At 58.7% G+C, this 22101-nt stretch carries 30 protein-coding genes; 6 read left to right on the forward strand and 24 right to left on the reverse strand.

All coding sequences use genetic code 11. The features are described from left to right. The first annotated feature begins 54 nt into the window (after positions 1-54). Positions 55-516, forward strand: a complete 462-nt coding sequence (locus ACIPF8_RS01890; RefSeq protein WP_400416790.1) for a helix-turn-helix domain-containing protein — start codon at positions 55-57, stop codon at positions 514-516. A 143-nt stretch (positions 517-659) separates the two neighbouring features. On the opposite strand, the gene ACIPF8_RS01895 is transcribed toward ACIPF8_RS01890, so the two are convergent. From ACIPF8_RS01895 to ACIPF8_RS01955, 13 genes are all read right to left on the reverse strand, one after another. After that, entirely contained in the window at positions 660-1898 is a 1239-nt protein-coding gene (locus ACIPF8_RS01895; RefSeq protein WP_400416791.1) for a contractile injection system protein, VgrG/Pvc8 family, read from the reverse strand. Next, positions 1898-2425 (reverse strand): phage tail protein, encoded by a 528-nt coding sequence (locus ACIPF8_RS01900; protein ID WP_400416792.1) that lies wholly within the window; start codon positions 2423-2425, stop codon positions 1898-1900. The genes ACIPF8_RS01895 and ACIPF8_RS01900 overlap by 1 nt, the downstream gene beginning before the upstream one ends. Before the next feature lie 23 nt (positions 2426-2448). Continuing rightward, a complete protein-coding gene (locus ACIPF8_RS01905; RefSeq protein WP_400416793.1) occupies positions 2449-5169 on the reverse strand; it encodes a phage tail tape measure protein in 2721 nt (906 codons plus the stop codon). A 16-nt stretch (positions 5170-5185) separates the two neighbouring features. After that, on the reverse strand, positions 5186-5302 hold the full coding sequence (locus ACIPF8_RS01910) for a GpE family phage tail protein (protein WP_400416794.1): 117 nt from the start codon (positions 5300-5302) through the stop codon (positions 5186-5188). A gap of 8 nt (positions 5303-5310) precedes the next feature. Next, positions 5311-5640: a phage tail assembly protein gene (locus tag ACIPF8_RS01915; RefSeq protein WP_400416795.1), complete on the reverse strand. Its 330-nt coding sequence runs from the start codon at positions 5638-5640 to the stop codon at positions 5311-5313. Between the two features lie 106 nt (positions 5641-5746). After that, positions 5747-6256 carry a phage major tail tube protein gene (locus ACIPF8_RS01920; protein ID WP_400416796.1) on the reverse strand — a complete coding sequence of 170 codons (510 nt, stop codon included), beginning with the start codon at positions 6254-6256 and terminating at the stop codon, positions 5747-5749. A gap of 39 nt (positions 6257-6295) precedes the next feature. Beyond that, the gene (locus ACIPF8_RS01925; RefSeq protein ID WP_400416797.1) at positions 6296-7468 is read right to left on the reverse strand and encodes a phage tail sheath protein; all 1173 of its coding nucleotides are present in this window, start codon (positions 7466-7468) and stop codon (positions 6296-6298) included. A 30-nt stretch (positions 7469-7498) separates the two neighbouring features. Then, on the reverse strand, positions 7499-8074 hold the full coding sequence (locus ACIPF8_RS01930; RefSeq protein ID WP_400416798.1) for a tail fiber assembly protein: 576 nt from the start codon (positions 8072-8074) through the stop codon (positions 7499-7501). A gap of 13 nt (positions 8075-8087) precedes the next feature. Then, positions 8088-9035, reverse strand: a complete 948-nt coding sequence (locus tag ACIPF8_RS01935) for a phage tail protein (RefSeq protein ID WP_400416799.1) — start codon at positions 9033-9035, stop codon at positions 8088-8090. Positions 9036-9046: 11 nt separating this feature from the next. Then, positions 9047-9616, reverse strand: a complete 570-nt coding sequence (locus ACIPF8_RS01940; RefSeq protein WP_400416800.1) for a phage tail protein I — start codon at positions 9614-9616, stop codon at positions 9047-9049. Further along, the gene (locus ACIPF8_RS01945; protein ID WP_400416801.1) at positions 9613-10512 is read right to left on the reverse strand and encodes a baseplate J/gp47 family protein; all 900 of its coding nucleotides are present in this window, start codon (positions 10510-10512) and stop codon (positions 9613-9615) included. Before ACIPF8_RS01945 ends, ACIPF8_RS01940 begins: the two co-directional genes overlap by 4 nt. Beyond that, positions 10509-10847 (reverse strand): GPW/gp25 family protein, encoded by a 339-nt coding sequence (locus ACIPF8_RS01950; RefSeq protein WP_400416802.1) that lies wholly within the window; start codon positions 10845-10847, stop codon positions 10509-10511. The genes ACIPF8_RS01945 and ACIPF8_RS01950 overlap by 4 nt, the downstream gene beginning before the upstream one ends. Beyond that, complete coding sequence (locus tag ACIPF8_RS01955; protein WP_400416803.1) at positions 10844-11491, reverse strand: phage baseplate assembly protein V; 648 nt, start codon at positions 11489-11491, stop codon at positions 10844-10846. Before ACIPF8_RS01955 ends, ACIPF8_RS01950 begins: the two co-directional genes overlap by 4 nt. A 258-nt stretch (positions 11492-11749) precedes the next feature. On the opposite strand from ACIPF8_RS01955, the gene ACIPF8_RS01960 reads away from it, so the two are divergent. Continuing rightward, on the forward strand, positions 11750-11923 hold the full coding sequence (locus tag ACIPF8_RS01960; RefSeq protein ID WP_400416804.1) for a Com family DNA-binding transcriptional regulator: 174 nt from the start codon (positions 11750-11752) through the stop codon (positions 11921-11923). 19 nt (positions 11924-11942) lie between these two features. Beyond that, positions 11943-12656, forward strand: coding sequence for a DNA-methyltransferase (locus ACIPF8_RS01965; RefSeq protein ID WP_400416805.1), 714 nt, complete (start codon positions 11943-11945; stop codon positions 12654-12656). On the opposite strand, the gene ACIPF8_RS01970 is transcribed toward ACIPF8_RS01965, so the two are convergent. From ACIPF8_RS01970 to ACIPF8_RS02020, 11 genes are all read right to left on the reverse strand, one after another. Continuing rightward, the gene (locus ACIPF8_RS01970; protein WP_400416806.1) at positions 12619-13083 is read right to left on the reverse strand and encodes a phage virion morphogenesis protein; all 465 of its coding nucleotides are present in this window, start codon (positions 13081-13083) and stop codon (positions 12619-12621) included. The two genes, ACIPF8_RS01965 and ACIPF8_RS01970, sit on opposite strands and share 38 nt — an antisense overlap. Beyond that, positions 13080-13568 carry a phage tail protein gene (locus ACIPF8_RS01975; protein ID WP_400416807.1) on the reverse strand — a complete coding sequence of 163 codons (489 nt, stop codon included), beginning with the start codon at positions 13566-13568 and terminating at the stop codon, positions 13080-13082. Before ACIPF8_RS01975 ends, ACIPF8_RS01970 begins: the two co-directional genes overlap by 4 nt. After that, entirely contained in the window at positions 13546-13821 is a 276-nt protein-coding gene (lysC, locus tag ACIPF8_RS01980; RefSeq protein ID WP_400416808.1) for an Rz1-like lysis system protein LysC, read from the reverse strand. Before lysC ends, ACIPF8_RS01975 begins: the two co-directional genes overlap by 23 nt. A 255-nt stretch (positions 13822-14076) precedes the next feature. Beyond that, the gene (locus ACIPF8_RS01985; protein ID WP_400416809.1) at positions 14077-14532 is read right to left on the reverse strand and encodes a D-Ala-D-Ala carboxypeptidase family metallohydrolase; all 456 of its coding nucleotides are present in this window, start codon (positions 14530-14532) and stop codon (positions 14077-14079) included. Continuing rightward, entirely contained in the window at positions 14529-14798 is a 270-nt protein-coding gene (locus ACIPF8_RS01990) for a phage holin family protein (protein WP_400416810.1), read from the reverse strand. Before ACIPF8_RS01990 ends, ACIPF8_RS01985 begins: the two co-directional genes overlap by 4 nt. After that, positions 14791-15147 carry a putative holin gene (locus ACIPF8_RS01995; protein ID WP_400416811.1) on the reverse strand — a complete coding sequence of 119 codons (357 nt, stop codon included), beginning with the start codon at positions 15145-15147 and terminating at the stop codon, positions 14791-14793. Before ACIPF8_RS01995 ends, ACIPF8_RS01990 begins: the two co-directional genes overlap by 8 nt. Positions 15148-15163: 16 nt before the next feature. Then, positions 15164-15373 (reverse strand): tail protein X, encoded by a 210-nt coding sequence (locus tag ACIPF8_RS02000; RefSeq protein ID WP_400416812.1) that lies wholly within the window; start codon positions 15371-15373, stop codon positions 15164-15166. After that, positions 15373-15867: a head completion/stabilization protein gene (locus ACIPF8_RS02005; RefSeq protein WP_400416813.1), complete on the reverse strand. Its 495-nt coding sequence runs from the start codon at positions 15865-15867 to the stop codon at positions 15373-15375. The genes ACIPF8_RS02000 and ACIPF8_RS02005 overlap by 1 nt, the downstream gene beginning before the upstream one ends. Before the next feature lie 101 nt (positions 15868-15968). After that, positions 15969-16709, reverse strand: coding sequence for a phage terminase small subunit (gene gpM / locus ACIPF8_RS02010; RefSeq protein ID WP_400416814.1), 741 nt, complete (start codon positions 16707-16709; stop codon positions 15969-15971). Further along, positions 16684-17688 (reverse strand): phage major capsid protein, P2 family, encoded by a 1005-nt coding sequence (locus ACIPF8_RS02015; RefSeq protein WP_400416815.1) that lies wholly within the window; start codon positions 17686-17688, stop codon positions 16684-16686. Before ACIPF8_RS02015 ends, gpM begins: the two co-directional genes overlap by 26 nt. Positions 17689-17742: 54 nt before the next feature. After that, positions 17743-18627: a GPO family capsid scaffolding protein gene (locus ACIPF8_RS02020; RefSeq protein ID WP_400416816.1), complete on the reverse strand. Its 885-nt coding sequence runs from the start codon at positions 18625-18627 to the stop codon at positions 17743-17745. Between the two features lie 205 nt (positions 18628-18832). Here ACIPF8_RS02020 and ACIPF8_RS02025 point away from each other — a divergent pair, with 205 nt between their 5' ends. Genes ACIPF8_RS02025 through ACIPF8_RS02035 form a run of 3 tightly spaced genes read left to right on the forward strand, consistent with a single transcriptional unit; the run spans position 18833 to position 21845 of the window. After that, positions 18833-20566 (forward strand): terminase ATPase subunit family protein, encoded by a 1734-nt coding sequence (locus ACIPF8_RS02025; protein ID WP_400417011.1) that lies wholly within the window; start codon positions 18833-18835, stop codon positions 20564-20566. Continuing rightward, entirely contained in the window at positions 20563-21639 is a 1077-nt protein-coding gene (locus ACIPF8_RS02030) for a phage portal protein (RefSeq protein ID WP_400416817.1), read from the forward strand. The genes ACIPF8_RS02025 and ACIPF8_RS02030 overlap by 4 nt, the downstream gene beginning before the upstream one ends. Further along, on the forward strand, positions 21636-21845 hold the full coding sequence (locus tag ACIPF8_RS02035; protein WP_400416818.1) for a hypothetical protein: 210 nt from the start codon (positions 21636-21638) through the stop codon (positions 21843-21845). Before ACIPF8_RS02030 ends, ACIPF8_RS02035 begins: the two co-directional genes overlap by 4 nt. Positions 21846-22101: the final 256 nt, after the last annotated feature.

The following is a 22101-nucleotide window of genomic DNA, read 5'->3' on the forward strand; positions in this document are numbered from 1 at the left end:
ATTGACTCAATTTTAGTATGCAATCATATACATGTAAATAGAAAATGAAAATAAATGAATTCATTTGGCGATAGATTACGAGAAGAAAGAAAAAAATTGGAGCTAAGCCAGGATGCTATGGCGTCGGCTGGGGGGGTACAGCGGCTGTCACAAATCAACTACGAAACAGGAAAAAGAAGTCCAGACTGGGACTATCTCGCTCTTGTCGCAGCGATTGGTGTTGATGTTCAATATGTATTAACGGGGAAGGTATCTTCTGCAGAATTGTCTTCTGATGAAGACGAATTATTACGCGGATATCGGTGCCTCGATATTCGTGGAAAAGTTAGCGTTCTCGGAATGGTTGATGGCCTGGGAACAGATCCATCAACGGCTGTGCGCGAAAAACAAGCTCAACTCGTTCATACCATAACGGGGAAGAATGCCCAGGTCATTCAAAATACCGGCGGCAAGAACAACATTTCCACGGGTAAAACGACCATCAAGATTGACCGTAAAAAAAAGGACGGTCTATAAAATCAGGCCGCGTTTGTCCCTCCTGACAATCTCGATCAAGAAAGCCGCTGATAAAAAAAGGCGTAAGAAGAAACCGCGTTGGGACAAGAGGAAGGCCGCTAAAGCGGCTGGGGGCGAGATGATACCGATTGCTCCGCACAAAGTCACGCCGCCTCGTCGTTTTCCGCAACTATCTCGCGTCGTTCCTGAATCTTTGCCCACTCAAGTTTTGCTGAGCGCACAGCCGATTGCTTACTTGTATAAATATGCGGTAGCGTTTTGGGACGGTTTCGAGATCCTGCAAGCTGTTCCCCTTGTTTCTTGCTGACCTTGTCGCGCCATTTCGCAATGACGCCGGTAATACCCGGATCGGGATCGGCCTGATCTTCTCGCTCGGCGCTGGCTTCCTCTGTGCGCGTCTCGCATTCAATATCTGTGGTCAATCCCGCATCGCTCAGATTGTGCGTGGTTTTACCCACTAGCCATTCCTGATGATCAATTTCCTCTTTCCATCCACTGACTACCACTGGAGATTGAGGCGTCAGCGCCGGATTGCCGAGCGCCAGCGATAATTCAAAGGTCGCTGCGCCGCGCTGGATACGCTGCCATTCGGCGACCGCTGCCGTGCGTGCGTCGGCCTCATTGGCGTAGGTGGTGCGTAGCCGCTTGCTGTTGCCTGGCACGCCGGCCACGACGCTGCGCCGCAAGCTGTGCCGGTCGTCATACCAATAGGCTCGCACGCCGCTGTAACTGTTGCGCTCGGCGCTGTGATAGCGGTGCTTGTCGCCGTCCTGTCGCGTAATCTGAACCGTTGGCAAATCGCGTCCGGACGCCGTCTTGCTGCGGCCTGCCGGCATGAACAGCAAAGTTCCATTTTTGACGGTGGCCAGGGCGTCGTATTTTTTACCTAAGCGCCGCAAGAAAGCCGCATCGCTTTCTCGGGTCTGATCCAGGTGTTTGACGGGGATCGCCCGTAACGCTTCGGCAATGCCGGCAGTCAGCTCCTGCTGAAACGCGATCACCTCAATCACCGCGCCCAGGGTCGTGTCGTGGAAGCTGCGTTCCATCGGCTGTCGTAACGTGTCGATCAGGCTGGCGGCGCGGGCGTGCAAGGTCAGCACATCCGGCGTGCCGGCATGCTCAACTTCATCGACAGTGAATTCCCCCTTGTCGACCAGGCCGCTATCGCGCCAGCCGATCTGCACATTGATCCGGGCGCCCTTGGGCGGCAATGCCAGCAGACCATCGGCATCGGACAGAGACAGACGCAGCTCGTCGGCATTGTCGCTACGGAATTCCGTCAAACTCAGATTGACCAGGCGCGGCGCGAATTTGGGGGTGAGGTCCAGGCCGTCCAGGGTGATCTTAAACGCCGGCGCCGGATAGTCCATCGGCATGTCCATTACCGAAAGCTCCGCAGGCTGTTGGCAACGTTGCCCAACGTTGATGTGCCGGTATTGATCGCATTGCTGACGCTATTGCTGATGCCTTCGAGACCCAGCATATTCTTGATGCTGCCGAGATCCCCGAGCGTGTTGAGCATACCCAGCACCGACTCGTCTACGCGCTCCAAGGTGATCGAGAATTCAATCCTGGCGGCATCGCCATCCTGGCCCAGGACGGTGCGCCCCTCGGTCATGCTGGCGATGATGAACGATCCTAGTATTCGTCCGCTTCCCTGGATCAGAATCCACGCTTTACCGGTGTCGGCCATCATGCGTAGCGCATCGAGCGAATAGACGCTACCCGTTAATTCTGGCGCGAACCAGCCGGACAGGGTAAAGGTGTCGTCGCCCTTGCCGGTGAACTGGCGGGCATTACGGGCGCCGACCCGCGTTGTGGTCGGATGCTTCCAGTCGGTTTTACGCTGCAGCTCCTGGTAGGCCAGGGTCGGCAGGCTGAAGACGAACATGCCCAGGGCCATCATCATGATTGATATTCCTTCATCGAGTCTCAATAGTCGTAATCGGACAGACTGGAGCGCATCCGCACGGCCTTCTGGCGGTCTCGCTGTTCCAGCGCCTGGGCGACAGCGCGGGCAATCGCTTGCTCATCCATGCCGGGTGCGGCAGTGACGGTGATCTGGATCGTGTCACCCTGGATCACCATGCCGGCACCTGGTGCGCGTGGCGCAATCGGTGGCCGGGTGTCGAAGGCCAGCGCCGGCATGCTTGCTGCGCCGATGGCGATGCCGGCGCCGAGCTGGGCCAAGCGCTTGGCGAGACCGCTGACCTGGTCGAGCGGATCGTCCTGGCTGCGCTGCAGGCCGACGGACAGCCCTTGCATGGTGAAATCGCCCAGCTCGGCAAACACGCGGCTAGGGCTATGGATCCCCAGCTTGTCCTTGAACCAACCGACCACGTTGTCGCCGGCGCCAGTGACGGCGGCCTTGACTGTACCCAGTGCGCCGGTGATGCCATTGGCTAGCCCTTGCATGATGTAGAGGCCAAAGTCGCTAAATTTACTCGGCAGCTCAATACCGAACCAACTCATCACACCGGCAAACGCCTGGTAGAACAAACCGAGCGGCGACCAGTTCAACACCAGCGCATTGACGCCCACAATGCCACCACCAAATGCCTGTTTTACGTCCGCCCAAAGGCCGCCTGCGAATGCCTTGATGCTGGCCCAGGCGGCGGTAAAGACGCTGCCGACGCCGTCCCAGAGAGATGTAAAGAAATCCTTGATCGGCCCCCAATACTGATAGATCAGGTACGCGGCTACGCCAATCGCAGTCACGACCAGGCCAATCGGATTCATCAGGAACGCCCGTCCTACAAACAGCAGAATGCGACCTAACCAGGTGAAGGCGGAACCCAGCCCGCGCATGATTGGCGTCAACACACCGCCGGCAATGCCCATCTTGGCAAACAGAACATGCAACATCGCGTAAGGGCCAATCAAGGCAGCCAAGCCCAGCATCAGCGGCCCCAGCACAACCAGGATGGCCGCCAGGCTGCCAAAGCCGACGATCATGACCTTCGCCAGGGTGGGATTACGCTCCATGAAGCCATTTAATCCATCCAGGGCGGCGGTGACCGTTTCAATGGTGCGGGAGTAGAGCGGCAGGATTTTCTCGCCCATGGTCAACTGCAGGTCGGCCAGCTTGGCGTGCGCTTCCATCTCTTTACCGGCAGCTTGCTCGCGCGCCAACGGTTCGAGCTGGTCGACATCGTAGGCGCCTTCGTTCAATGTGCGGTTTTTATGGATCTGGTCACGCTGCAGATACATATTGGCCATCAGGTCGCCGGCCTTGCGGTTGGTGTAGAGGCTGCCGATGGTATCTAACACCTGCGATTTCTTGGTAATGCCGTGTTTCGCCAGTTGCGGCAGCAGCACTTGCTCCATCCACTCGAATTGGCTTTTCTTGAACAGGTCGGCCCCCAGCAGCGCGCCGGGATCGAGCTGGGCGGTCTGGCCGACCTTGTCGTGTTTGACTTTGGTGTGGTCGCCAATCAAGCCCAATTTGTCCAGGTTCATCGCAGCACGCTTGCTGGTGCGGCCCTGATACAGATTGTTGTAGCTCGACATCAAGCCGTTACCAACCCCAAATCCGCCCAGCTCCTGCACCAACGGTTCCAGCTCGTAGTAAAACGCCTTTTCGTCCATGCCCTTGGCGGCGATGCCGCCGGTCTTGATGAGATTCAACCACTCGGTCGGACCGACCCGGCCACCGGTGGCAGAAATGACCTTTTGCACCATGTTGGCCTGCTCGTTAAATTTACCGGCGCTGGCGGTGCCGCCGCGCACCTCGATGACCTTGAGCATGTCCATGAACTTGCGCTCATTCTCGCCGCCGGCTTCTTCCCCGTAAAACGCTTTATTCGCAAATTTCATCTTGGCCAGCATGGGCGCGACCATCTGCGCGTGCGGCAGATCGCCGAACACCGACATGCTGTCGCGCACCAATTCCAGGTTTTCGGCATGGCTGGTGCCGTAAGTCTTCATGCTGCGGGCGTATTTCTCGGCATCAGCGCTGGTTTGCGGTCCCAGGCCCAGCGCAGTAATGCGACCCTTTTCGGTCTGGTAGTGCTTCGCTTCCTGCAACCCTTTGACGATGGGTGTACCGACGGCGCTACCTGCGACGGTTGCGCCAATGCCGGCGGCAGCCACGTTGCCGGCGGTGGCGCGCAGCTTGTCGGCGTGTTGACGGGCACCGGCGACTCTCTGCTGCTGTGCGCCGACGGCGGCCAGCTTCTTCTGCTGTGCCGTCAGTTCGGCATTGGTAAAGGCTATGCTGTCTTTTAACCAGGTTTGCGCCGAACCCAGCTTTCGCGTATCGATGCCGGCGCCCGATAAACGGGTGCGCAGGATCTGCATTTGCTCGCCTTGCTGCTGGCCGGCCTGTTTCAGCGCGCCGGCGGATTTGACGGCAGCATTGAATTCGCGGGTCATGGCCCGCGTCGGCTGTTCGGCCTGATTCATCTTTTGCGCGAGGGCGGCGATCTGCTGCTGCGTCTCGCGCAACTTACCGGAGCTGGCCTGCAGACCGGCATTCAATTCACGGAAGCGCCCAACATCCTTCTGCTGGGCATTGAGCTCTTTCAACCGGTCGTTATTGGCCTTGATGGCTTTGCCGAGTGCGGACGACTCACCGGTGATCTTTTTTAAAGGGCCAGTCAGTTTATCCAGTGCCGCAAACACCACCTGCAGCCGCAATTGCTTGTCGCTCATGTTTTTATTAACCTCTCTATTCTTCGGCGCCGCTACGCACCCTGGCGCGTTCGCGCCAGGCCATCAAGTCCGATAACGATAAATCGTCCATGGCCTGCGGCGGCCAGTGAAACACCACCGCAATATCGGCCATCGGATCTTCTACGTATTGGGGAAGGCCGCCAGACGATCCGCTTTCTTCACCAAAAAAATCGCCACCTCCGAGCCAATCTCGGTCAGGTCGGCAGGGTCCATGCCGGCGACCTCCTGGGCGGTCAAGGTGGGCTGCGTGATGCGCGGCAGCACCGTCTGCAAAGCGGCCACGCCCAGATTACCCAGATCCATCAGGGACACACCGCGCAAGGCGCCAGCCTTCGGACGACGGATGGTGATCTCGCTGATGACGGTGTCGCCGCGTACAATAGGATCATCGAGAACAATCGTCTTGGAAGTGGCAGGGGTGATGCTGGTGGAGGTATCAGTTTTCTTCATAAGAGGAGCCTTTACAAGTGAATAAAAAAAAGAAATTGGTGTTGATGTGGCTGTTGGTGTTGATCCTGGCTTTGACAGCGATGTTGGTCGTGACGCTAGTCCCAACTTAAAGACCGATAGCCCGGCGAATCGACGCGTTGGTGTCTTTACCGCCGATTTTTTCAACGCCGTTGATGAAATCGAATTCATAGATCGGCTTGTTGTCGATGGTCAGCTTGTAGTAGCTGCAGGTCGTGGTGTATTTCTGCTTGGTGTCGTCGCCGTTCTTGGCGTTGCCCATATCGATTTCCTTGTGGCGACCGCGCACGACGATCTCGACGGCTGACACAGTGCCGTCGTCATCGCTTTCATAACCGCCGGCAAAGCGCAGCTGGGTAGCGTTATGACTGCGGGCGCCATACTGCAGCAGTGCGTCCAGTAACAAGCCGCCGGCGGTCCATTCCAGGGTGATGGCCTCATTGCCCAGATCGACGGAGACGGGGCCGGTCATACCGGCGGCGCGGTACTCTTCCATCTTGCGGGAGAGCTTAGGTAAAGTGATTTCTTCGACTTCGCCGCGATAGGAATTGCCGCTATCGAACAAATTAAAGTCCTTGAGTTTTTTAGACATGCCCATGCTGTGGTGTGCTTTCTCTATAAATGGGTAGGTCGGCGATTACGCGGCAACGGCAGCGGCGAAGTCGGCCAGGTAACGGTCGGTGATGCGCTGTTGGAACATCAGGTTCTCTAGCGGCGGGACCGGCGTGTAGTCGTAATCGATGGCCAGCTTGCCGTCCTTCAAATTCTCCTTGCTGTTGTACTGTTCATCGAACCAGGCGCTGCCACCCAGCAGATAACCCTGTTTGACCAGGTCGCGGAACTTGGCGTTGATGCTCTCAATCATGTCTTTCACCAAGGACGGATGCATTGGCACATCGACATAGGCCATGTGCGCTTCGGCAATGGTGTCGGCGACGACTTGGGCGGTGCGCGTGTAGTTCTCAAAGTAAAAGAAGCCGCCGACCTCGCAGGTACGCGAACCCCAGAAGCGGAAGCCGCCGCTGTTGATCAGGGTGGTGACTTCCTTGCTATTCAGGTAGCCGGCATCAGTGGCCGGATCTTGCAGATCCCAGAACACGTCTGCCGAGATCCCGGTCGGGCCATTGACCGGAATGTTTGACAGCGTCTTGTGCCAGCCGACTTCTTCGTCCAGTTTGGCGCGCAAGCCCAGCGCGTAGGCAACCGCCGGGATACTGGCCTCGGCGTTGGCGGCGGTATCCCAGCTCACGAAATCGGGCCAAATCAACATCAGTTCACGCTGGCCGAAATCCTTGCGGTACAGGGTGGCGTCTTCCTTCGTGAGACAGCCATGCGCTGCCGCATAGACGAAGCTGCGCAGTTGCTGGGCCACGCTGACTAAGGCATTGGTGACGGCCTTGGTATCCAATCCCGGCGCGCCCAGGATGCGCGGTTTCACCCCGAGCCGGGCCTGCGCCGCCAGTAGCGCCTTGATGCCGGTGTATTTGCCGGATGCGGTGGTGGTGCCGATCACGTTGGACGTTGTCTCAGCTTCATCTTTACCTTCGGCCACGCGCACCACAATCGTGAACGGTTTAGTTTGCGCGCCGATGGCCTCTAAGGTGCGGCGCAGCGTACCGGTGGTGCCGGCTTTGCCCAGGGCGGCAACGACGTTGGTCAGCAGGACCGGCGTATCGAGTGGAAACACCTTGGGGTCGGCATCCTCGGCGGTGGCAATTAAACCGATGACGGCGGTGCTGACGGTACGGATCGGGCGTGTACCCTCGGTTTTTTCGATGACGCGCACGCCATGGTGGTAATCAGTTGGCATCATTTCTCCTGTGGTATGTGGGTAGTGGTATCAAGCGCCTGGCGCGGATGGCCAAACAATGGCTTCGGGAAAGTCCGTCTGCGATTCGATGCGATTCAAGGCAACGCGGTATTGCTTCCATTGCTTGAGCAGTGCAATTTCGGCTGTGCTTGCGTCGTCGAGGTCGACGGCGTCCTGTAACGGCGCGATCTTCGCGGTGGCCGCACCCAGCAATGCATCACGCTGCCGGATAGCGCTGGCAGCCAGACGCGATTTCTGTCTAGCCTGATCGAGCTTCCATTTCCCGTTTGTCCAGGTGTGATCCATGGAGGGGCAAGGCAGTTCGGTTCCTTGCACGCTATCCGGCGTATCGCCAATCTTGTCGATAAAGACGGGCGCGCCATCGACGACGCTAAAGAGCGGTACGCCGCGCCAATCTGGGAACACCTCCCAATGATCGCCGGCGAACACCGCCACTTCCCGCATGCCCGCTTTGGGCGGCGCGATCTCGGTGGCAAATGCCGGCATTAGATACACCAGCCCATCATCGAGCGGCGACTTGTCGGCGGCGCAGGCGTGGATAAATTCGCCCGTGACCTGACTGAAATTGAAAACGATCTTTTCCATGCGACCTCTGTGATTAATATTTGATGCAGGCCAGCAACGCGACGTTGCGCGGGCGCGTTTCCGTGCCGCCTGTTCCCGCTGTCGTGTTGGACGTCCAGTAGTTACTGCCGCCCAACGCGATGCCAGCGCCACTGCTACCTGGAACGCCGCCCGAGGCAGTGACAATGCCTAGCGGACCGTGGCTGTGCATCCTGAAATCTTCAGCCTGTCCTGAACCAAAGACCCGGCCACTATCGGCGCCGCGACCTTCATCGAAGCCCCGGATGAATTCGCCGCGGAGATCGGGCAGATTGAACGTTGTGTTGTTGTCGCCGGCGCCAAACCTAGTGCCGATGGCGGCAAACAGTGCAGCGTAAGCGGCGCGCGATATCGCCGCGCCGTTGGCCTTGAGCCAACCGGCGGGTGCGGTCGACATGGCAAAGTAGGCTGTCATCCCTGCAGGACTTGCCAAGGCTGCAACCTGCTGCAGCGCTTCCATATTGGCGAGGCTCTTATTGTTGCTACCAATGGGCTGCGTTCGTGCGGTCGGGTCTCCCGTGAAGGCAGGGCTGTCCAGCGGCGCGGCATCGGTCAGGCCGTAGCCGGCCAGCGTTGTCGGATTGCTGCCGCCGGTGACATTCCCCTTGGCATCGACCGTGACCTGACGATACGTCCCGGCCTCGATGCCCGAGGTTTTATATTTGATCGTCATCTCGACGTCGCCCGTGCCGTCAAACGACACCGAGCCAGACACATCGCCTACCAAGCTAATCTTGCGTGCCGTTGCCAGCTTGCTGGCTTTATTCGCGGCCTTGTCACCGTTTTCCAGGGCGTCGACATGATCCTTCAGATAATTGGTACGGGCGGCCAGTTGCGCCGCCTGCCGATTGGCAATGCCACCAGGGCCGCCCACGACATCGTCGTCAGTGGCCAGCTCGTAAATCCCGGCCTTAAAATCGCGCTCTTCCACAATATTGGTCATTCTCGTTTTCCTTACACCATGCCGTAGCTGTAGGTGCCGTTGTATTTGATGCTGCCGTTATATTTGATCGCCGCCGACGTGAAATCCAGGCCGGTCAAGTGGCAGCAAGCGCGCTTGACGTTGTTGATGCGTTGCCGAATGATGCGTGCCTGCTGAATGGATACCGGGCGCGTCAGAACAATGCGGAAGGTGGCCCATTCGCACGATCCGCCATAGGTGTTGTTGCCGTCGAACTTGGCCGCGCCGTCATAGCGAATGCTGCCGCTACGCTCAAACAAGATCGCATTGGGGTGGCCAAGCGCGGCCAGAGCACGTTTAATGGCACCTGCTGTTCCCTTCTTGTGCCGGATCTCCCTTGCTGTGGCGACGACCTCGCGTTTCAATGCCTCTGGCCAATTCGCGTCCCATTCCTCGACGCCCACCGCCCAGGCCAGCCACGGCAGTAAATCGACAGGGCAGGTACGTGCGTTCCAGTTGTCGCGCAGGCGAAACGGTACGGCGCCAATGCTGGCGGTCGCTTGCTCCAGTGCGCGCTCTAGCGGCGTTGTGTTGGGTGGCAGCAGGCTTTTAACGGTTTTCATTGGCCTGTTCCTGCAATGCGGATGTTGGTGGCTTCGCACCACGACGCCTGATTGTCGGCACACACGATTTCGGTGATTGGGCTACGGCGCACCACCTTAAACACGCCAGGAACGTGCAACGCTGCCGACAAGGCGGAGTCTGTAACGTCATGCCCAAGCAACTGATGCTGCGCTTTGTACTCGTCAAAGCGCTCTATAGCAGCCTGCAGGACGATGCGTTGGTCCGGGCCGCCGTAGGTGTAGATATCGGCATCCAGCGTCCAGCGAATGATTTCACCGGCTTGCACCAGTACCTCTTCCGATAACGGCCGCACGTCGGCCGTGTTTAGGCGCGCGCGGACCTTGTCCAGTGTGGCGGTGGTTGGGGTGCCATCGCCGCTACGACCGATGACATAGATAACGGTCGTGCCTGGCTTGGGACTGGTGACAGAGACGTCCTTGACCTGTCCGTCTGCGGAGAGCGCGTGAAACTTGTAGGCGTTCTCTGATCCGGCGGTTGAATAGCTGTCATCTTTCAACAGCAGGCGACGGCGATAGCTTTCGTCATCCTCCATCACCAGGTCCACCGGCGGCAAGGCGTTAGGATCTGCGGGCGTGACGACCAGGCGCTCTTCGCCGTCGTAATAGGTGATGCCAATATGATCCAGATCCGGGCCAACGGCGAAGGCGATCAGCAGCGCCTTGCCTTCCTCGTTGATGCGTTGACGCAGTAACAACTCACGGTAAGCGGCAACTTCCAGCACTTTGTAGGCTGGATCGGATTCAACGATGCCGAGATCTTCAGGATTGCGCTCGACGTAGTCGGCTGCCATCTCGGCCAAGATGGATTCAAAGGAGAGCGCCTCGACAAATGCTGGCGGCGGCAGTTTCGACAGGTCGATGGTCGATACACTCATAATGCACCGCCTTGTTTGACTGGAACGGCAAGTTGCACGCCAGCGCCATCAGCCTGACCGTCGAGAATCAACGTGGCCGATCCGTCCGTATCACGTTGCAACTGCACACCGGTCAAGGCGATGCGACGCTCCCATCGCAGCACCGCATAGGCGGTGGCGGCATAGATGCGCAGCACGGTGGCGCCATTCAATGGCTGGTCGATCAGTTCTGGCACTTCGGAGCCGTAGGGACGGCGCATCAGGCGCGAGCCAATAGGTGTCGTGAGAATGTCGGCCAGGGACTGGCGGATATGGGCAATGCGGGTCATGGCGCGACCGGTACGGGCGTTCATCATGTCGGGCCACCTGAATCGTCGTCACCTTTCTTCACACCGCCGTGCTTATGCCCAAACAGGCTGACGCTATTGGCGATGACATCTCGCGTAGCCTGCATCACACCTTCGATCATTGCCGTGACGCCGCCGCCTTTACCTGCTTTGACGTTCATGCCGGCGTTCAACGCTGCGAAACCGTTGACGATCAGATTCTTTTGCACCAGTAGGTTGCCGGTGCATTCGGTGTCCTCGGCGTTGGAAGTGACTTTACCGGGGGCGACGGTGACGCTGGTGCCATCTGGCAGTGTGGCGCTCAAGGTGTGAGCATCACTGTCGTACTGGATCACGGTGCCGTCGACGTAGCGCGTGGTGTGGTGCGCCGGATTGGTCGACGGTGGTCGGGATTTGTCGGAGTAGAGCGCCGGCAGAATCACGGCATTGGTCAATTCGCCTTCTGGCGAGAAGACGATGACCTGTTCGCCTACGGACGGCGGAAACCAGGATTGGGCATCGCCGGCGCGTAACGTGATCCAGGGGCGCCATGTGGTGAGATTGCCACCAACACGGACGCGCACACGCTGGGCGTCGTGATCGATATCGGCAATGGTGCCGAACCGGATCAGATTCGACAGTAGGCGCAGCAGTTCGGAGAGGTCGGCAGTCATGCATCGCATGTTGCCGGGTTGCGCAAACTACCGCACCTGGTAGCGGGTTGGTATGGGTGTTACTGACTGCTGGGGGATGTTGCGATGCGAGGCAGCGTACTACAGTGCGGGGCTTGTAAAAAAGACGCGGCGACGTGACAAGTGTGGGGACACCGATCACGCCACCGTACCGGCAGGATACGACTGCAAGCACAGCCAAGGCCACGCCACCTGTACAGGTAGGCCGAAGGCTAGCATATTTAGGCAGGTATACCCAAATTGCAGGAAATTCGTTGCGGAAATTGTTCTAAAAAACTCGGTGAGGGGGAATACATCACCCTCGCTATCAAATGTCCGCGCTGCCGGACAGTCAATCATCTGAGAACCACGCGTTCCACATCAGCAAGCCATCGAGCATCAGACACGAAAGTTTTACATAGTGAACATCAATAAGTTACATCAGGGCGACTGCTTGCCCTTTCTGGAATCGCTCCCTAGCGAAAGTATCGACGCCCTCATTACCGATCCACCCTACGCCAGCGGCGGCCTGCACATCGGTGCGCGACAGGCCAGCACCACCGCCAAGTACATGCAAACCAGTACCAAGCGCGGCTTCCATGACTTTGCGGGGGACCACCGCGATCAGCGTTCGCATTTGCGCTGGTCAATGATGTGGCTGTCCGAATGCTGGCGCTTGCTGAAACCAGGCGCGCCGGTTTGCCTGTTCACTGATTGGCGGCAATTGCCGACCACGACCGACGCATTGCAAGCGGCTGGGTTCTCCTGGCGTGGGATTGCCGTTTGGGATAAAACTGAAGGCACGCGGCCAGTGATGGGGCGATTCCGGGCGCAGTGTGAATATATCGTCTGGGGCAGCAAGGGAAACATGTCGCTAGACCGCGGCGTCGGTGTTCTGCCCGGCGCCATTCGTCAGGTCGTTAAAACTGCCGACAAGCATCACATTACCGGGAAGCCTGTAGAGGTCATGCGTCAAGTCAACCGCATTTGCGCGCCATCGGGGCTCATCCTCGATCCGTTCGCCGGATCTGGCTCAACACTCGTGGCGGCGGAAATGGACGGCTATCAATGGATCGGATGCGAACTGTCGGAACATTATCGGGAGGTGGCCGAGGCCAGGTTGCAAGCGCTTAGATGTTCAGGTGCCGTAGCAGCGCATCGCGGATAAGCGTCTGATCGGTCGCACTGAAACCAAGTAAAGGCCGGGCCGGGTAGCGATATTCCGGCCCTTTCTTCGACACTTTGTCCGTCAATCCGTCCTGATGCACCCGGGCGATGCGCGCCACACGACCAAAGAAGCCGACTGAGAGTTGGTTTTCATCCTGTTCGATTTTAAGGTTCTTCTGCAGCCGGATTTTCTGAAACATCGCCGCCTTCTGCCGTTTTACTCTTCCCTTCTTGCCGCGCAGGTTCTTGCGCTGTTTCCGTTTCTCGTAGGGCGTACCATCCGGCGCCTGCTGGGCAGCAATGCTTTGCGCCTGGGACCGTCGCAAGTCCTGGGCAATCTTGCGCGTAAGAGTCCGGCGCTGACCAGGTTGCAGTTGCGCCAGCAGCGCGCCGGCCCAGGCTTCAATTGCCGTGAAGTCGTCACTCATTCGGGATTTGCCGGCGTATGCCACTCGGCCAGCAGCGACTCGCCCGTATAGGCTTGCCAGAATGCATCCGCGTAGCTTGGTGTCATTTGCGGCTCGGCCAGGTGCAATACTTCCAGTCGGCCGGCACCGGCCTGCTTGACCACGACGCGCTCGGTGAGCGCCAGCGTGATCGCGATATCGATGGATTCGTGGTTGTTGTAATCGACATCAAAGCCAATCCCAGTCTTGCGCAGATCCGGATTGTCCAGCAAGTCGCGCTGATGCAGTTGCGCCCAGGCCAGTAGCGGCACCATGATCGCGTCCTCACTGCCGGCGTAGTCAGTGATGATGATGTTCAACTTGTAGCGATACTCAAACGACAGCGAGGCGGTGCCGGTAGCCACCGTGTTGCCGCCATCCGCAAAAATCAGCAGCTTGTCGGGATTGCGCTGCAGCTCGGCATTGGACGCCGTCAAATGCGCTCTAAGGCTTTTCGGCTTGTACATCGGCGCTCTCCTGGCAATCTACCACCGTGTCGACCTTGGCCGCACACATCATCAACGCCGCCTTGGCGCGTTCCAGCGCAAGCAGCATGCTACCGTTCGTCGTCAGCACGCCGGTCGATAGGCTGCAGCGCGTGATCGCCGGGCAGGCGTTCACTTGCAGCGTCGGCGCCGGTGGTGGCGGGGCTGTCCCGCAGCTGGATAAGAGCATCAGGCAAAGGAGTATCGAACCAGGCTTGTATATCGGGATGGTCATGGCGGAGGCTTTCAATTTGGCTTTCTCGTTCAGTGAGGTTGTCAGCGATACGGTCGTGTTTGGCCTGCAGTCGGGCAGCAGCCTGTCGATTCCTGGCCGCCGTCCTGGTCAATGTCTCGATGGTGGCATCGCGTTCGCCGACTTGCTGTTCGACCCGTTCTGCTCTATCTCTGGTGGCAATGATGGCATTGCGCTGAATGGTGATGAGGAACACCAGAAACGCGACGATCAGCGCCGCGACGGCGCTTCTGACGATCACGCCCATAGACCGGCCCGCGTGCCACGGTTGTCAATAGTGAGTACCTGGCGCCGTGGTTTGACACCTTCGGCAGCAATACCGAGATGCACCCAGATCGCACCGCCCGCACGCTCATAGATCAGCTGGTCGAATGGCAGGCTCGATGTACTCAATGCCTGGCAAATCGCCAGCGGGGTGCCGAACGTCGGCGCCGTAAAATCACAAGCCAGGCCGACCAGGTGCGCACTGTTGGCAGCGCCGCCGACTGCTCGGTTCAGCTCGGTGCAATGATAGCCGCTGGAAATGACCATGGCCGCGCCGCCCAAGGTAAGCCGGACCAGCTCGGCGAACTGTGCCAGGCGCCGCAAGTTGGCCACAATGGTCGGCGTCGGCATGTTGGCGATGCCTCGGCTGCGCGCGGTATCGCTGCGCGTAAACTCTTCCAACGTGAAATGGTCGGTCAATGCGGTCAATGGATTCTCCTGATGAGTTGGGCAACGTTGCCCTGGGTGCGATGCGCGAGATAGCTCAAGATCAAGGCGACAGCAGTCTCACCAAAGGACGGATGACGTAGACCCAGCAGGATCTCCAGCGCGCTGGTGCCGGTGGCCACAATCAGCAGCCACGCCACCAGCGAAATGTGCATGCGGTGATTGGCGAGGCCGCGCCGGTAGCACAGCAGCCGCAGGCAGGTGCTGGCGTAACTGAGCAGTGCCAGCATCGTGAGCGCTTTACTCATTGCTGCCTCCCTTGCGCAGCCAGGCCGGGAGCTCAATGGTGTGAATGAGTTCAATGCCGTGCAAGGTCAGTGCGATGGCGGCCGCCGAGGCGAAGAAGGCAGCGACGCCGGATTGCTTCAAGGGCGTATTGCTAATGACCTCGGGCGCGGCCAGGTAGCCAATCGCTAGGGAGATGGCCATATAGGCCAGGCGCTGCAGCACAGCTAGATTTTTGCTGGAAATGGCGACCAAGGCCGCTCCGGCAAAGGCCCCAATGAGCGCATTGCCGTCGATGCCTGGAAACAGCGACGACAGCCCAATGCCGGCGGCGGTGGTCACAACGAGGGTGGTGGTGCTGGGTTCTGCCATCAATAGACTCTCTCAGTTAATCCCATAGGCTGATGACCTGGGCGGTTTTAGTAGGGGTGGCGGTCGGCTCGGGCAAGGTGACGAGCAAGCCGTGCGGCAGGATCGGCCCGTATTCGGCCAAGCCGGGATTTAATTCCAGTGCCGCCTCGACGACGTTGGCGGTGGCGCCCAGGTGACGCCAGCACAGTAAATCGAGCGTGTCGTGCTGCTGGGCGCGTACCTGCATCAAATCAGCTCGACCGTGACATGCGGACGGCCAAGGATGTCGGCAATGGCCCAATGTGCATTACGGCGTTGCTCACCTGGTGCGTTATCCAATGCCTCCATGGTTTTCTTATCCGACAGGGAGGACGCGGTGCTGTCGTAATCCCGATAGCGTTCGATCAGATCGGCTTTTGCGGTGCAATAGACGGCGCGCCGGTAGTGGGCAACCAGCTCGCTTTCGCGGTTGACCCGATCCGCCGGCACAGCTGCCAGCGAAGCGTAGCCGGCAGCAACTCTCTCCCGCTTCCAGTCACGCAGCTCGGCGTTGACGTGCATGATGGCGGCAACTATCGCCTGGACCAGACGCGGCGCCGTCACGGTGCCATCTAAGCGCATACTGTCGCGCATGTCCTGCAGCACGATATCGGGATAAAAGCCGTCGTTCTCGACGCTGCCGGCGTCCGGCAAGTTGACCGCACCGCCTGCAGAGGGCGGCGCGAAGGCTATAAAACTCATGTGGGGTTCTTTCGAAATAAACCGGCGGTGGGCGGGCGTCAGACAGACATCGCAGTGATCCCGTCATCGACCCGCGCCGCCGTGCGCCAGGGGGTGCTCGTTTAACCAGGAACGGTTTTAAGGATGCGGGCGCGCAAGCGATCCATCGTCTGCTTGACGCCAACGCCGGGGAACAGCGCTACAGCGCGCTCCATCAGCGCATGCGCCGCTTCCGCCTGCGGCAACTGTGATACCTTCAACAACTCGGCATCGTCCTGGTCGAGAACGGCCAATATTGCGTAAGCATTGGCTTTCAACAATTTGGCCCGTGCCTGGTCTGGTGCATCGGCGGTTTCGGTCAGTTGCCGCACCTGGGTCAATATTTCGATAGCAATAACGGGATCGCTGGCCAGCTTGCCTTTAAGGAAGGCTGCCGAGAATTCATCGAGCAGCATCGTCGGAATATCGCGGTTGAACTGGTCCGGCAAAGTCAGCTTGTGCTCTACCGCATAGCGCGCCATCTCGACCGCCCGGTCGTACTCGCCGCAGTCGATATGCCAGACCAGCAGTGACGTGAAGACGTCGTCCTGGCCGCCTTGACCCTTCGATAGCACGCCGTCGATCCAGTCCTGGTACTCCGGCAGCAATTCCGCCTTGACGGCGATCTTGCGTTCCATCGACTGGATATTGCTCAGGGTGCGGCGGTCGTTCGCCAATTTGTAGAGCATCAGCTCGTAGGCGCTGCCGGCAGTGACGCCGCCAGGCGCAGCGTCGGCAGCGGCGCGCTCGGCCAAGATGCGCGCTTTATGGCGCTGGGCGGGAGAAAGATCGCTCATCTCAGTCTGCCAGGTGGATGTTTTCAATCACGGCGCCTAAGCCCAGATCCTCGATCACGTAGGCGTCATTGGACGACTCATAGTTCTCGATGCGGTCGCGCTTGGCTTCGTCGACCACCCGGCGCCGGCGTGCCGATTCCTGCCAGTAGATCGACAGATTGTCGAAACGGGTGATCAGGATCGTGTTGTCGGGGAAGAAGGGGACTGCTACCGCCTGCAGGCCGCCGATGCGTTTTTGGCTGATGACGATGTCGGTAGCCAGCGTCTCGGTTGGCGCCTGCTTGGTATTGACCAAGGGGAAATATTTGTCGTGCAGCAGATTGCGGCCCACGATGGCGACCAGACCGGCGTCCTTCTGATACCAGGGATCGAGCAAGGTGAGGGCATCGAACACGGTGGCGTCCAGGTTCGCGTAATCGCCGCCGGCGCCAATGACGACCTTGCCGGCGGTTTTACCCTCATGCATCACGCGTTGCGGCGCTTGCTCCCGATATTGCTGCAGCCAGCCTTTGTTCACGTCCTGCAGCAGTGGATTCTTGTTGATGTCAGTATCGGCAGCAATCGACAGACCATTGAAACCGATCATCATGCGGTCCAACGCCTGGCGTTGGAGGATGGCATTGGCGACGCGCTGCTGGAAATCCGGAAACTTGGCCCAGGCATCCAAGGTTTGATATTTGATGTGGGTGTCGAAATTGGTCTTCTCGCAGCGATAGCCACGGTTGTCCAGGGCGGTCAGATCACGCGTTTTGCGGTCGGCCTTGTCGGTGTTGGTGCGGCTGGCAACGGGACCGGAAATGCCCAGGCCGATTTTTTCGCCTTCCTGTTCCGTGACGCCGTAGATATTGATTTTACTCAGGAATTCGCTCGACTCTTGGATCTTGCTTTCCAGTTTCTGCTGCACGCTGGGCGCCACGCCAAAGGTGCTGGCGACATTGCTGGTGTCGTTCAATTGCGCCAGGCGGGCGGTGTACTTGTCGAAGGCGATGCGGGTAAGTTTTTTCATGTCGGTTGATTCCTTAATGTGTGGGGGCGGTGGTCAAGCTGGGGCAGGCAGCGCTTAGAAATCGGTTTCCGCCACGCCATCGCCGCCGGTGGCCGCCGGACGTTGGGTCGCGTTCGCGTCCGTGGAGTCGACCTGTTGGCGAAATGCCGCGAAATCTTCGGTGGTTTGCTTCAAGGCGGCTTCCAGTGCGTCCACGCGGGTCTTCTCAAGCGCGAATTGATCGGCGCTGACATTCGCATGCGTCGCCAAGGTTTCGACGGCGTCGACCAGCTCGTTAAAGCGCGCATCGTCGCCCGTGGCTTTGCTGGAGAAACGTTTCAACAGATTTTTGACGGTGTCAGACAATTTGATTCCTTCGGAGGCAGTAGGGGAGGGTTCGTCGAATTCCAGTGCGGTTTCCACCGCCGCCGTAAACAAGTTATTGGGATCTTGTTTGCGGCTGGCGTAGGGATTCTGGTCAGGGTTCTTGGCGGCAAACGACAGCACTTCCGTGCCGAGGCTGGCCGGGCTGTCGGTGACGGCCAGACCGACCAGGTAAGCCTCTCCGGTGTCGGAGAACTTCGGATTGATTTCGATACTGGTGTAAATCTTCTGGCGTGCCTTGTTCATCGCCACCAGCTCCGGCGTCGGCGAGATTTGTGCGTAGAGCGCCAGTTTCTTGACACCGCCCAGCTCGACCTCTTCGGCCTTCACCGCTGTCACATCGCCATAGGCTTTGAAGGCGCCGTCTGCCCAGGTGCTGCGCAGGTGTTCGACCCAGATGCGGGCACCATAGACTTGCGGATCGAAATTGGCCGCCATTTGTTCAATGAAGGCGCGATCAATGACGCGGCCATCGGTGGTGGCGCCTTCGACGGCAACGCGGAAGAATTTGGATTTGGGGGCAGCAGCTTGGCTTGTCGGCATGGTTGGATGTTGGGCAAGTTGGAATACCGCCATGGTCATCATTCCTGCGCCAATCAACAATCGGCAGTGGGTTGGTAACGCTATTAGCGACTTTCCGACAAGGGCTTTTAGCGCGTAAGCCACCTACGCTTGCCGCATGTCAGAAACCACTCCATTCAAACTATCGCCGCGCTCTTCCTCGCGTGCGCAAGGAACGCGCAAGCCGTTGGCGCCCGCTGTCGTCGATGATCCGGCCGCCATGCGCGACGCCGCCCGCAGTCTGTACTGGCAGGGCTGGCGCATCTCGTCCATCGCCAGGCACCTGAAAGTACAACGCAGCACGATTGCCAGCTGGAAGCAGCGCGATCAGTGGCATTTGTCCACGGCCATCGACCGTGTCGAGGGACAAATTGAAGCGCGCATGGTGCAACTGGTCAGCAAGGAAGTCAAAAGCGGCAGCGACTTCAAGGAAATCGACCTATTAACGCGCTCTCTGGTGCAGATGTCGCGCAAGCGCCGCTATGACGGCGGCGGCAATGAAGCCGATCTCAATCCGAACCTGGACAAGAGAAACGCCGGCCCGAAGAAGAAGCCGACTCGCAACGAATTTAGCGACGAGCAACAAAGTCAATTACTGGACGCCTTCCGCGATTCGCTGTTCGATTACCAAAAGGTTTGGTATCGCAACGGCCACGAGAGAACACGCGTCATTCTGAAATCGCGCCAGATCGGTGCGACCTGGTATTTCGCCCGCGAGGCGCTGGCCGATGCGCTGGCGACTGGCCGCAATCAGATCTTCCTGTCGGCCTCCAAGGCGCAGGCGCATGTTTTTAAACAGTACATTGTGCAATTTGCCAAGAAAGCCGCCGGCGTTGAATTGTCGGGCGACCCGATTGTGCTGCCGAACGGTGCGCACCTGTATTTCCTCGGCACCAGCGCCCGCACCGCCCAGGGCTACCACGGCAATTTCTACTTTGACGAATTCTTCTGGACCCACAATTTCACGGAGCTGAACAAGGTGGCCTCCGGCATGGCGATTCAGAAGAAGTGGAGAAAAACCTATTTTTCGACACCATCGTCCGTCAATCACCAGGCGTATCCGTTCTGGATCGGCGAGGATTTCAGCAAGCGCCTGCAGAAAGCGAACAAGGCCAAGATCGACGTGTCGCACGCCAGATTGTCGAGCGGCTTCACGGGAGAAGACAAAATCTGGCGCCAGATCGTCACCATTCTGGATGCCGAGCGCGGCGGCTGCAACCTGTTCGACCTCGATCAGCTGCGCGATTACGAATACAGCCCCGACCAGTTCGACAACCTGCTGATGTGTAACTTCGTCGACGACAACAAGTCGATATTCCCGTTGGCCGAGCTGCAGCGCTGCATGGTCGATGCCTGGGACGCTTGGGATGACGTCAAACCGTTTGCGGCGCGTCCGTTTGGCTATCGCCCGGTCTGGATCGGCTACGACCCTTCATTGAGTGGGGATAGTGCCGGTTGCGTGGTGCTGGCGCCGCCGGTTGTCGCTGGCGGTAAATTCCGCGTCCTGGAGCGTTTCCAATGGCGCGGCATGGATTTCGCGGCGCAGGCGGAGGCGATCCGGCAGATGACCCTGCGCTACCAGGTCGAATACATCGGCATCGACACCACCGGCATGGGTATCGGTGTGTTTCCGATTGTGCGCCAGTTCTTCCCCGGCGCCACAGCCATCAACTATTCCCCCGAAGTGAAGACCCGCATGGTGTTGAAAGCCAAGGATGTCATCAGCAAGGGACGCCTGGAATTCGACGCCGGCGCCACCGACCTGTCGGCGGCCTTTATGGCGATTCGCAAAACCATCACCGCCAGCGGCAGGCAAGTCACCTATGACGCTGGCCGTACCGCTGAGACCGGTCACGCTGACTTGGCCTGGGCATGCATGCACGCGCTCGATCACGAACCGATTGAGGGCATATCCGAATCCACGACCTCATTTATGGAGATTTTTACATCATGAAGAAACAACGTTTTAAACACGCACGGCAGCACGCTGCCGCACCGCCGGCAAGTATCCCGGCAGCGGCAATGCCGTCCGTAGCAACCCAATCCATGGAGGCATTCTCGTTTGGCGATCCGACGCCGGTGCTCGATCACGCTGACATCATGGAGAACCTGGAGTGCTGGCTCAATGGCCGTTGGTATGAACCGCCGATCAGCTGGCAAGGTCTGGCGAAATCGTTTAACGCCAGCGTCCACCACAGCAGCGCCATTCACTTCAAGGTCAACATCCTGTCGTCCACCTTTGTGCCGAATAAATATCTGTCGCTGGCAACGTTTAAGCGCCTGGCGCTGGACTTCATGACCTTCGGCAATGCCTACCCAGAAAAGCGCAGCAGCCGCACGGGCAGGTTACTCGAGATCAAGCACGCGCTGGCCAAATACACCCGGCGGGGCAAGGATCTCGATAACTATTATTTTGTGCCAGGTTGGCAGCAGGAGTACGCATTCACCAAGGGCGCGATTTTTCACCTGATGGACCCCGATGTGAACCAGGAGGTGTACGGCATGCCGCAGTACCTGTCCGCCTTGCAGTCGGCTTGGCTCAATGAATCCGCCACGCTGTTCCGCCGCAAGTATTACCAGAACGGCTCGCACGCCGGTTTCATCCTCTACATGACCGACGCCGCGCAGAACATTGAGGATGTCGACAAGCTGCGCAAGGCCTTGAAGGAAAGCAAAGGGCCGGGCAACTTCCGCAACGTGTTCATGTACGCACCCAACGGCAAGAAGGATGGCATCCAGATCCTGCCGGTGTCGGAAGTCGCGGCCAAGGACGAATTCTTCAACATCAAGGGCGTGACCCGCGACGACCTGCTGGCCGCGCACCGGGTGCCGCCGCAACTGCTGGGCATCATGCCGAGTAATGCCGGCGGCTTCGGTGCGGTCGAGCCGGCGGCGCGCGTGTTCGCCCGCAATGAGCTGGTGCCGCTGCAATCGCAATTTTTAATGATCAACGAATGGGTAGGAGAAGAGGTCGTGAAGTTCGACAAATACCAACTGGACAACATGGAAGGGAAAGCAGCAGCATGAGCGATGTAGCTGACCGCGCCGAGTGGCGTATTGCCAAGGATCTCGAAAACGCTATGGCGCATGCACGCAAGATGCCGCAACTGGTGGCAGATGGGCATTGCCATTACTGCGACGAGGATGTCGCCCATGGCCTGCTGTTTTGTAATACCGATTGCCGCGACGACTACCAGAACGAACAGAAGGCGCTCAGGCGCGCCGGACGCTGACGGTATACCTGACCCGCTGCCATGTTGTTACGGCAGCGCCTGCATCGCCTCAAGCCGCTTACGCGGCTTTTTTAACGCCCTGGCATTGTTGCCTTGCCATGAAAAATATCCTTGGTAACGGCCCGCAAAACGTAGTCCCCCCACGCCTGCCCGCCCCGTTAAATGGTGTGCTTTTAACGCAATTGGCAAAAGCGCCAACCCTCCAAGTGGCGCGGGGTTCGCCGGGGAGATTGGCTGCAACGAGTTAACGCAAAAT

Source organism: Collimonas sp. NPDC087041, from assembly GCF_044745265.1.
Taxonomy (GTDB): Bacteria; Pseudomonadota; Gammaproteobacteria; order Burkholderiales; family Burkholderiaceae_D; genus Collimonas.